This is a genomic window from Streptomyces sp. NPDC007162, assembly GCF_040634175.1.
In the GTDB taxonomy this organism is placed as follows: domain Bacteria; phylum Actinomycetota; class Actinomycetes; order Streptomycetales; family Streptomycetaceae; genus Streptomyces.
This window is the reverse complement of sequence record NZ_JBEYFC010000330.1, coordinates 1-10,244: the sequence shown is the minus strand read 5'-3', so window position 1 is coordinate 10,244 and position 10,244 is coordinate 1. Positions and strand designations below refer to the sequence as shown.

9 protein-coding genes are annotated in these 10,244 nt (G+C 69.7%); 3 read left to right on the top strand and 6 right to left on the bottom strand.

What is annotated here, in order from left to right; all coding sequences use genetic code 11:
• Window positions 1-327 precede the first annotated feature (327 nt).
• The 3 genes from ABZ646_RS30710 to arc all read right to left on the bottom strand — a co-directional run bounded on the left by ABZ646_RS30710 (window position 328) and on the right by arc (window position 4,257).
• A complete protein-coding gene (locus ABZ646_RS30710) occupies window positions 328-546 on the bottom strand; it encodes a ubiquitin-like protein Pup (protein ID WP_360525899.1) in 219 nt (72 codons plus the stop codon).
• Window positions 547-734: 188 nt separating this feature from the next.
• Window positions 735-2,246 carry a depupylase/deamidase Dop gene (gene dop / locus ABZ646_RS30705; RefSeq protein ID WP_360525896.1) on the bottom strand — a complete coding sequence of 504 codons (1,512 nt, stop codon included), beginning with the start codon at window positions 2,244-2,246 and terminating at the stop codon, window positions 735-737.
• A 244-nt stretch (window positions 2,247-2,490) separates the two neighbouring features.
• Window positions 2,491-4,257, bottom strand: a complete 1,767-nt coding sequence (gene arc / locus ABZ646_RS30700) for a proteasome ATPase (RefSeq protein ID WP_360525893.1) — start codon at window positions 4,255-4,257, stop codon at window positions 2,491-2,493.
• A 494-nt stretch (window positions 4,258-4,751) separates the two neighbouring features.
• Between arc and ABZ646_RS30695 the strand changes: the two genes are divergently transcribed.
• On the top strand, window positions 4,752-5,057 hold the full coding sequence (locus ABZ646_RS30695; RefSeq protein ID WP_360525890.1) for a ferredoxin: 306 nt from the start codon (window positions 4,752-4,754) through the stop codon (window positions 5,055-5,057).
• Between the two features lie 46 nt (window positions 5,058-5,103).
• Here ABZ646_RS30695 and ABZ646_RS30690 read toward each other — a convergent pair whose 3' ends face one another.
• The 3 genes from ABZ646_RS30690 to ABZ646_RS30680 form a co-directional block, all read right to left on the bottom strand.
• On the bottom strand, window positions 5,104-5,685 hold the full coding sequence (locus tag ABZ646_RS30690; protein WP_360525887.1) for a hypothetical protein: 582 nt from the start codon (window positions 5,683-5,685) through the stop codon (window positions 5,104-5,106).
• 207 nt (window positions 5,686-5,892) lie between these two features.
• Window positions 5,893-6,795 (bottom strand): tRNA (adenine-N1)-methyltransferase, encoded by a 903-nt coding sequence (locus ABZ646_RS30685; protein WP_089103073.1) that lies wholly within the window; start codon window positions 6,793-6,795, stop codon window positions 5,893-5,895.
• Between the two features lie 55 nt (window positions 6,796-6,850).
• On the bottom strand, window positions 6,851-8,383 hold the full coding sequence (locus tag ABZ646_RS30680) for a site-2 protease family protein (protein ID WP_360525884.1): 1,533 nt from the start codon (window positions 8,381-8,383) through the stop codon (window positions 6,851-6,853).
• A gap of 142 nt (window positions 8,384-8,525) precedes the next feature.
• On the opposite strand from ABZ646_RS30680, the gene ABZ646_RS30675 reads away from it, so the two are divergent.
• Together ABZ646_RS30675 and ABZ646_RS30670 are read left to right on the top strand one after the other, a co-directional pair.
• Window positions 8,526-9,521, top strand: a complete 996-nt coding sequence (locus tag ABZ646_RS30675) for a RecB family exonuclease (RefSeq protein ID WP_360525881.1) — start codon at window positions 8,526-8,528, stop codon at window positions 9,519-9,521.
• A gap of 16 nt (window positions 9,522-9,537) precedes the next feature.
• Window positions 9,538-10,209 (top strand): response regulator transcription factor, encoded by a 672-nt coding sequence (locus tag ABZ646_RS30670; protein WP_030781365.1) that lies wholly within the window; start codon window positions 9,538-9,540, stop codon window positions 10,207-10,209.
• The last annotated feature ends 35 nt before the right edge of the window (window positions 10,210-10,244 follow it).

Sequence of the window (10,244 nt, the reverse complement as noted above, 5' to 3'; positions counted from 1 at the left end):
TCGGCACGCCCTGCAGCGGGTCACGAGCCCGTCCGAGGCCGTGGCGTTTCGATGCCACTCGCTCCAGGGCTGCACCTCGCCGCGCTTCAGGCAGAGTTTGTGACCTTCGGGAACATCGACCTTCGGCCGGACCTTTCGCCCCAGGCTCGCCTGGCGCGCTCGGTGGTAGTCCGACGAGCAGTCCCGGCAATGGTGCTGGAGGCCGTCAAGGTTCGATCGCTTCCGCGCGAAGGCTGCGTGCGGCTTTACTTCACCGCACCGCACACAGCGCTTCACCTCATCTTCGTTCGCCAACTTCGAGCCCCCCACGCACCTTCGATTCGAAGGCTACTCGCCGCCTTTTTGAACGAACGATCGAACGAAGTCCTCGGCGTTCTCCTCCAAGACGTCGTCAATCTCGTCAAGAACCGAGTCGACGTCGTCGCTCAGCTTCTCGTGCCGTTCCTTGAGGTCCTCGGAGCCCTGCGCCTCTGCCGCCTGCTCCTCGACCTCCTCGGTGGAGTGCGTCGCCTTCTGCTGTCCGCCGCCGGTGTCCTTGGTTGCCATGACACTCACCCCGCTCAGTTCGCCCGACATGGTCGACAGGTCGGCTTTCCTGCCGATCGGTGATGATCAGACCCTACAAGCCGGGTCCGACATCGGCCCCGCAGTTTCTCCAACGTACGAGGGCCATTTCGATGATTCCCGGGCGATGGGATTTTGACCCGTCCGCCCGGTGCGGCCCAAGGGCCGGCTCAGCCGCCGGAGAGGACCCTGACCAGGTCTTCTGCGGTTCGGCAGCGGTCCAGGAGCTCCTTGACGTGATTTCGCGTTCCGCGTAGCGGTTCCAGGGTTGGGACGCGCTGGAGGGAGTCGCGGCCGGGAAGGTCGAAGATGACCGAGTCCCAGCTGGCCGCGGCGACGTCGTCGGCGTACTGCTCCAGGCAGCGGCCCCGGAAGTAGGCCCGGGTGTCCTCGGGCGGGTTCGTACGGGCCCGCTCGACGTCGGCCTCGGTCAGCAGCCGCTTGATGCGGCCGCGGGCCGCCAGACGGTTGTAGAGGCCCTTCTCGGCGCGTACGTCGGCGTACTGGAGGTCGAGGAGGTGGAGCTTGGCGGCGTCCCAGTCGAGGCCGTCGCGGCGCCGGTAGCCCTCCATGAGCTCCAGTTTGGCGACCCAGTCGAGCTCTCCGGCCAGGCTCATGGGGTCGTGTTCCAGACGGTTGAGGGTGTCCTCCCAGCGGGTCAGGACGTCCTTGGTCTGCTCGTCGGCGTCGGCGCCGTAGCGTTCCTCGACGTACTTGCGCGAGAGTTCGTAGTACTCCATCTGGAGCTGGACAGCGGTGAGCGTGCGTCCGCTGCGGAGGGTGACGAGCCGCTTGAGCGACGGGTCGTGGGAGACCTGGTGGAGGGTCCTCACCGGCTGGTCGACGGCCAGGTCGACGGCGATGAAGCCGTCCTCGATCATGGACAGGACCAGGGCGGTGGTGCCGAGCTTCAGGTACGTGGAGATCTCGGAGAGGTTCGCGTCTCCGATGATCACGTGGAGGCGGCGGTACTTCTCGGCGTCCGCGTGCGGTTCGTCGCGGGTGTTGATGATGGGGCGCTTGAGCGTGGTCTCCAGGCCCACCTCGACCTCGAAGTAGTCCGCGCGCTGGCTGAGCTGGAAGCCGTGTTCGTGGCCGTCCTGGCCGATGCCGACGCGGCCGGCGCCGGTGACGACCTGGCGGGAGACGAAGAACGGGGTGAGGTGGCGCACGATGTCCGAGAAGGGGGTCTCCCGCTTCATCAGGTAGTTCTCGTGCGTGCCGTAGCTGGCGCCCTTGTTGTCGGTGTTGTTCTTGTAGAGGTGGATGGGCTGGGCGCCGGGGAGCGCGGCGGCTCGTTCGGCGGCCTCGGCCATGATGCGTTCGCCGGCCTTGTCCCAGAGGACGGCGTCGCGGGGGTTGGTGACCTCGGGGGCGCTGTACTCGGGGTGGGCGTGGTCGACGTAGAGGCGGGCGCCGTTGGTGAGGATGACGTTGGCGAGGCCGATGTCCTCGTCGGTGAGCTGGCTGGCGTCGGCGGCTTCGCGGGCGAGGTCGAAGCCTCGGGCGTCCCGCAGCGGGTTCTCCTCCTCGAAGTCCCAGCGGGCGCGTCGGGCCCGGTGCATCGCCGCCGCGTAGGCGTTGACGATCTGGGACGAGGTGAGCATGGCATTGGCGTTGGGGTGGCCGGGGACGGAGATCCCGTACTCCGTCTCGATGCCCATTACTCGCCGTACGGTCATGCGGCCCTCCTTGCCCGGCGGAGCCCTCGGTCGTGGGCTGCGCTCGCGTACCGCTGGCGCTCCGGTGCGTGTGCGGTGCCCGTCCCCGCACTGCGCGTTTCGGCGGTAGGAACGAGCCTAGAACGCCGCCGCGCCGGTGGGGAGATCATTTGCGTCATTGCCTTGCTCGCCTCGGTTCCGGTGCCGGCCGGAAAAACAGTGGGCTGCGGGTACCCGGTGAGGGCACCCGCAGCCGCCCTGTGTTTTACAGGTACTGTCCGGTGTTCGCCACCGTGTCGATGGAGCGTCCGGTGTCGGCGCCCTGCTTTCCGGTGATGAGGGTACGGATGTAGACGATCCGTTCGCCCTTCTTTCCGGAGATTCGAGCCCAGTCGTCGGGGTTGGTGGTGTTGGGCAGGTCCTCGTTCTCCTTGAACTCGTCCACGCAGGCCTGGAGGAGGTGGGAGACGCGCAGACCCTTCTGGTTGTGGTCAAGGAAGTCCTTGATCGCCATTTTCTTGGCGCGGCCGACGATGTTCTCGATCATCGCGCCGGAGTTGAAGTCCTTGAAGTAAAGGACTTCCTTGTCGCCGTTGGCGTAGGTGACTTCCAGGAAGCGGTTTTCCTCGGATTCGGCGTACATGTGTTCCACTGCCGTCTGGATCATGCTTTCGACGGTGGTGGCCTTGCTGCCGCCGTGCTCCCCGAGGTCGTCGGCGTGCAGCGGGAGGCGCTCGGTGAGGTACTTGCCGAAGATGTCCTTGGCGGCCTCGGCGTCGGGACGCTCGATCTTGATCTTCACGTCGAGCCGGCCGGGGCGGAGGATGGCGGGGTCGATCATGTCCTCGCGGTTGGAGGCGCCGATGACGACCACGTTCTGGAGGCCTTCGACACCGTCGATCTCGGCGAGCAGCTGGGGGACGATGGTGTTCTCCACGTCCGAGCTGACACCGGAGCCGCGGGTCCGGAAGAGCGATTCCATCTCGTCGAAGAAGACGATGACGGGGGTGCCCTCGCTGGCCTTCTCCCGGGCACGCTGGAAGACGAGGCGGATCTGCCGCTCGGTCTCGCCGACGTACTTGTTCAGGAGCTCGGGGCCCTTGATGTTGAGGAAGAAGCTCTTGCCTGCGGCCTGGCCGGTGACTTCGGCGACCTTCTTGGCCAGCGAGTTGGCGACGGCCTTGGCGATGAGCGTCTTGCCGCATCCGGGAGGTCCGTAGAGCAGGACGCCCTTGGGCGGGCGCAGTTCGTGCTCCTTGAACAGGTCCGGGTAGAGGTAGGGGAGCTCGACGGCGTCGCGGATGGCCTCGATCTGGCCGCCGAGGCCGCCGATCTGCTCGTAGCCGATGTCGGGGACTTCTTCGAGGACGAGTTCCTCGACCTCGCTCTTGGGCACGATCTCGTAGACGTAGCCGGAGCGGGGTTCGAGGAGCAGGGCGTCGCCGGGGCGGATGTTCACGTCGAGCAGCGGCTCGGCGAGCCTGACCACCCGTTCCTCGTCGGTGTGCCCCAGTACGAGGGCGCGTTCGCCGTCCTCGAGGATCTCCTTGAGGGTGACGATGTCGCCCGCGCGCTCGAATTCCATGGCCTCGACCACGTTGAGCGCTTCGTTGAGCATGACTTCCTGGCCGCGCCTGAGCTCGTCCAGGTCGACGCTTGGGCTGACGTTCACCCGCAGTTTGCGGCCGCCGGTGAAGATGTCGGCGGTGCCGTCCTCGTTGGCCTGCAGGAAGACACCGAAGCCGGCCGGCGGCTGTGCGAGTCGGTCGACTTCCTCCTTGAGGGCCACGATCTGGTCGCGGGCCTCGCGGAGGGTGTTCGCGAGTCGTTCGTTCTGGGCGGACACGCCGGCCAGGTTCGTCTGCAGCTCGACGATCCGCTCTTCGAGAATCCTCGTGTGTCGCGGAGAGTCGGCGAGCTTACGTCGCAGGACGGCGATCTCCTGCTCAAGGTAGGCGATCTGCCCGGCCGGGTCGTCGGACCCTCGTCCCGGGCGGATGCCGCGGTTCATGTCGTCGTCGTGGGCTGCCACGGTCCTCACCTCCTCCAAGGGGAGCTGGACGCTTCCAGACCCTACCTGGGTGGGTGTCGATTGAAACCCCTAGATCACAAAGACTGTCAAGGTGTGTCGTCGGTCACCCGTTGCGTTCTTGCTCGTGCGGGGTGGATACCCACTCAACGCGATTCAGAAGCGGCGTGTTCCAGGCCCGGAGCGGTCAAAACCCTTCGTGACTGACCGGAGTTGTCCGCTCCGATGCCGGTTCAGGTGTTGTGCCCCGGTGAGGCGCTCCTTACACAGAGCGACCGGACGGGTGGGGCGGGTGATCGGAAATGAGCGCTGCGGGTTGGCTCAAGTCGATCGGTCGGGTGGCCGAGTGCCGCTCTTCGCGCGGTGGCGCACGCCGGGTGCGGGGTGCCGGTGGGGGTGGTGGGTGCGGAGGTAGGGTCGAAGTCGTTCAACACCCGCCGGGGCGGGTCCGGGTGGTTCCCGGTCCTGCAGGCCGGCGCTTTTCGACGGCAGGAGAGATGACCGTGCAGCAGGAGGCCCTGGCCGGCGGCGAGGCGCTGGAGGTCTGGATCGACCAGGATCTGTGTACGGGTGACGGGATCTGTGCCCAGTACGCACCCGAGGTGTTCGAGCTGGACATCGACGGCCTGGCCTATGTGAAGGGCTCGGACGAGGAGCTGCTGCAGGCGAAGGGCGCGACGGCGCCGGTGCCGCTGCCGCTGCTCACGGATGTGGTGGACTCGGCGAAGGAGTGCCCGGGCGAGTGCATCCATGTGCGCCGGGTCGCGGATCAGGTCGAGGTGTTCGGGCCGGACGCGGAGTGACTTTCCGGCCACCCCGCGTGGCCCGGGCCCGCGCCGGCGGCCGCCGTCAGACGTTGCTGGCGGCGGCGGGGGTGGAGCGGAGGAAGGCGTGGCCGTTCCACTGCCACTTGGCGTCGGTCTTCACGTCCGGACAGCAACTGGGCACGTCGTCCGAGGAGTAGCCGAGCAGGGTCGCGGTGACGGTCTTGGCGGCGACGGCGAAGCCGGTCACCGTGTACCGGTCCTTCGGGTCGACGAGGGTGGCGACGACGCGGGGCCGAGCGGTGCCGGCGGCCTGGGTGAGGACGTAGACGCCGTCGGGTGGGGTGCCCATGGCCGAGTCGCAGTGGACCACCGCCACGGTTTCGGGTCTGCCGTCGCCGTCGAGGTCGCCGGTGGCCTTCTTGACGACCACCTCCTTCACGGGGCCGCAGTCGAGGGGGAAGTCCACGCCGGTGGTGCTGGGCGGCGCGGCGGCCGCGGCGGCGGGTTTCGTCTCGGTCGCCGCGGTGGGCTGGGCGGCTCTGGCCGAGCCCGGCTGGAAGAGGGACGACAGGGCCACCACGCCGGCCACCGCGGCGGCGGTGGCGAGCCAGTGCATGGGGCGGGTGTCGGTGTGAGCGAGCTCCGGGACCACGGATTGCTGCACTAGGAGTGTCTCCTGTGAGGCCTGTGCCGGTGGGGGATGGCTCGCATGGTGCCACACGTCACAGTGGGTGGGAACGGCGGGGTGGGGTTCTTCCGGCGAGCTTCTTCCCGGGGCCTCCTCTGAGGGGGCCGGGGCAATGCGTGAGCGCCGCCGCCGAGTTCCGGAGCGTTCGGGGGAACTCGGCGGCGGCGCTCGTGCGTTGACGGGTCAGCGGCCGGCGCCGCCGTCGGCGTTGGGGCCGTCGTAGTCCTCGCCGTAGGCGCCCTTGGCGGGGCGGCGGCGGCGCATGGGCGGTTCGACGCCGTCGGCGAGGCGGCGGGCGGTGAGCAGGAAGCCGGTGTGGCCGATCATCCGGTGGTCGGGGCGGACTGCGAGGCCTTCCACGTGCCAGTTCCGGATCATGGTCTCCCAGGAGGTCGGCTCGTTGAAGCAGCCGATCTCGCGGATGGACTCGACGGTCCGGGCGAGCTGGGTGGTGGTGGCCACGTAGCAGCAGAGGATGCCGCCGGGGACGAGCGCCTTGGAGACGGCTTCGAGGCACTCCCAGGGCGCGAGCATGTCGAGGATGACACGGTCGACGTCGGTGTCCGACAGGTTGTCCTGGAGGTCGCCGACGGTGAGCTGCCAGGCGGGGTGCGGGCCGCCGAAGTAGCGTTCCACGTTCTGCTGGGCGATCTCGGCGAAGTCCGCGCGGCGTTCGTAGCTGTGCAGCATGCCCTGGTCGCCGATGGCGCGCAGCAGGAAGCTGCTGAGGGATCCGGAGCCGACACCGGCTTCGACGACGCGGGCGCCGGGGAAGATGTCGGCGAAGGAGAGGATCTGCCCCGCGTCCTTCGGGTAGACGACGGCTGCCCCGCGGGGCATGGACAGGACGTAGTCGGGGAGCAGGGGGCGCAGCGCGAGGTAGGCGACGTTGCCGGTGGTGCGGACAACGCTGCCCTCGGGAGCGCCGATCAGTTCGTCGTGCGGGAAGGAGCCCTTGTGGGTGTGGAAGTTCTTCCCGGCTTCGAGCGTGAACGTGTAGTGGCGACCCTTGGGGTCGGTCAGCTGAACCTGGTCCCCGACCTTGAAGGGCCCGCGCCTGCGGGCGGCACCGGTCGGTTCGGACATGTGAACAGGGTACCGGGCCCCGCGGGCGGTGCGGACCAGCGGAGGGGGTCTTCGGTCAGGACGGCCTTGCCATGGCCTTGACGAAGGCGCGCTCGACGTCGGCCGCCGACAGGACGCCGTAGATCTCGCCGGTCTCCTCCACCACCAGGTACTCGGTGGCCGGGGTGGCGCGCAGGACGTCGAGGAGGTCCTCGCCGGCCAGTTCCGCGGAGACGCGCATGCCGTCGGTGAGTTCCTGGGCGACGCCGCTGACCGCGACCCAAGGGCGGCGGTGTTCGGGTACGCCGACGATGGCGGCCTCGCGGACCAGGGACAGGGGGGTGCCGTCGGCGTCGACGACGACCAGGGCGCGGGCGCCGGCGGCGTTGGCGCGGCGCAGGGCCTCGGAGAGGGGGGTGTCGGTCTCGACGGGGACGGCGCGGCGGGTGAGGGTGCGGGCGCGCAGTTCCGGGAGGTGTTCGCGCAGCCGGGCCATGCGCAGGCTGTTGCCGGCGCCGGTCCAGATGATGGCGGCGAGGATGGCGGCGAGCAGGGCGTCGGTGAGGGAGTCCATGCCGCCGGTGTCCTCGCCACCGCCCCCGAAGGCGCCGAAGTAGTTGAGCAGGGGGAGGCCGACGAGGACGGAGACGGCGAGGGCGCGGCCGACCCAGGCGGCGGCGACGGTGCCGCTCATGGGCCTGCCGGTGATCTTCCAGACGACGGCGCGGAGCATCCGGCCGCCGTCGAGGGGCAGGCCGGGGAGCAGGTTGAAGGCGGCGACGATGAGGTTGGAGACCATGAGGCCGGCCAGCAGGACGCCGGGGACGGTGCCGGGTTCGACGGGCTGCATGGCGAGGTAGAAGACGCCGGCGAGGACGAGGGAGAGCAGCGGGCCGACGAAGGCGAGGACGAATTCGCGACCGGGGGTCTCGGCTTCCTTCTCGATCTCGGAGACGCCGCCGAAGAACTGGAGCTGGATGCGGCGGACGGGGAGTTTGAAGCGGATCGCGGCGACGGTGTGGGCGAGTTCGTGGATCAGGACGGAGGCGTAGAAGGCGACGGCGAAGAAGAGGGAGACGAGGTAGCGGGCGGCGCCGAGTTCGGGCAGGACGCGGTCGAGCTGGCCGCCGAAGACCCAGGTGATCAGGGCGGCGACCAGGAACCAGCTGGGGGCGACGTACACGGGGACGCCGAAGGGACGACCCATGAGGAGTCCGCCGCCGGGTTCCTTGGGGCGCTGGGGTGGCTGTCCCTGGGTCTTGCCGGAATACGCGTGGCCTCGCTCGTCGCTCCCCTCGCCGGTCTGCTCGCCGGTGTGACCCGGGTCGCCGCCGGGAGAGTCCGGGCGGGTCTCGGGGGCCGGGGGATCGTCGGAGGCCGGGGAGGGGGGTTCGTCGCTGTCGGCGGCGGGCCGGGGAGCCGTCTCCTCGTTGCCGTCCTCGCTCTCGGGCGCTGCCCGGCCGGCGGGCGGTTCGCCCCGGGTGGGGGTCGTGGGGGCGTCGGTGGGGGCCGGGCCTCCGTCGTTGGTCGGGGCCGTAGGGCCTGCGGGGTGCTCGGCCGGCTCGGCGTCGTCCGACCGGGGCTGCCCGCTCCCGCCGCTCACGTCCACGGTGTCCCCTCGTTAGATGCGGTCCGTCTCTGGTCGATGGTATGCGGCCGTCGTGACGCGTTTCGCCCCGGCACCCCTTGTGTTGGCCCGGCCGTCGCGCGGGTTGGGTGACTGTCAGTGGCGGGCCGTATGGTCTGTGGTCATGGACAGCAGCATGGAGGATGCCGCGCGGGCACGGGGCGCGGACGTCACGCGGGGGGAAGAACCGGTCCCGGCGGCCGAGGTGACGGAGGTGGCAGTGACCGAGGTGCCGGTCGGCGAGGACGCAGGTGCCGAGGTGCCGGTCGCGGCGCCGCCCGCCTCGCTCTCGCCGTCGCGGGCCAGTGACTTCATGCAGTGTCCGTTGCTGTACCGGTTCCGGGTGATCGACCGGCTGCCGGAGAAGCCGAGCGAGGCGGCGACCCGGGGGACGCTGGTGCACGCGGTCCTGGAGCGGCTCTTCGACGCGCCGGCGGCGGAGCGGACGGCGCCGCGGGCCAAGTCGCTGATCCCCGGGCAGTGGGACCGGCTGCGGGAGAGCCGCCCGGAGGTGGGTGAGCTGTTCGCGGAGGATCCGGAGGGCGAGCGGCTGGCGCGCTGGCTGGGTGAGGCGGAGCGGCTCGTGGAGCGCTGGTTCACGCTGGAGGACCCGTCCCGGCTGGAGCCGGTGGAGCGGGAGCTGTTCGTGGAGACCGAGCTGGAGTCGGGGCTGCGGCTGCGCGGGATCATCGACCGGGTCGACGTGGCGGCGACGGGCGAGGTGCGGATCGTCGACTACAAGACCGGCAAGGCGCCCAGGCCGGAGTACGCGGAGGGCGCGCTGTTCCAGATGAAGTTCTACGCGCTGGTGGTGTGGCGGCTGAAGAACGTGGTGCCGAGGCGGCTGCAGCTGGTCTACCTGGGCAGCGGTGACGTGCTGACGTACGACCCGGTCCTCGCCGATCTGGAGCGGGTCGAGCGCAAGCTGCTCGCACTGTGGGAGGCGATCCGGCAGGCGACGGAGTCGGGTGAGTGGCGGCCACGGCCGACGAAGCTGTGCGGCTGGTGCGACCACCAGGCGCACTGCCCGGAGTTCGGCGGTACTCCCCCGCCGTACCCGCTGCCGGTGAGGTCGGCGGGGGCCGGCGACCCGGCGCAGGGCAGAATGGGCGCGGACTAGCAGAAGGAGACTCACCGTGGCCATCCGTGTCCTACTGGTCGACGACCAGCCGCTGCTGCGTACCGGGTTCCGGATGATCCTGGAGGCGGAGCAGGACCTCGCGGTCGTGGGCGAGGCCGGGGACGGCCTGCAGGCCCTCGACCAGGTGCGGGCCCTCCAGCCGGACGTCGTGCTGATGGACATCCGGATGCCGCGTATGGACGGGGTGGAGGCGACCCGGCAGATCACCGGGCCGGGGCGGGACGGTCCGGCGAAGGTGCTGGTGCTGACCACGTTCGATCTGGACGAGTACGTGGTGGAGGCCCTGCGCGCGGGCGCCAGCGGCTTCCTGCTGAAGGACGCCCCGGCGAACGAGCTGGTGCAGGCGATCCGGGTGGTGGCCAACGGTGAGGCGATGCTGGCGCCGAGCATCACGCGCCGGCTGCTGGACAAGTACGCGACGCATCTGCCGTCCGGTGAGGAGCCGGTGCCGGACACCCTGCACACGCTCACCGACCGTGAGGTCGAGGTGCTGAAGCTGGTGGCGCGGGGGCTGTCGAACGCGGAGATCGCCGCGGACCTGTTCGTCAGCGAGACGACGGTGAAGACGCATGTGGGGCACGTGCTGACCAAGCTGGGGCTGCGGGACCGGGTGCAGGCCGCGGTGTACGCGTACGAGAGCGGCCTGGTGCGTCCCGGCGCCCAGTAGCGGAGGCACCAGGCGTACGACGCGAAGGGCGCCCC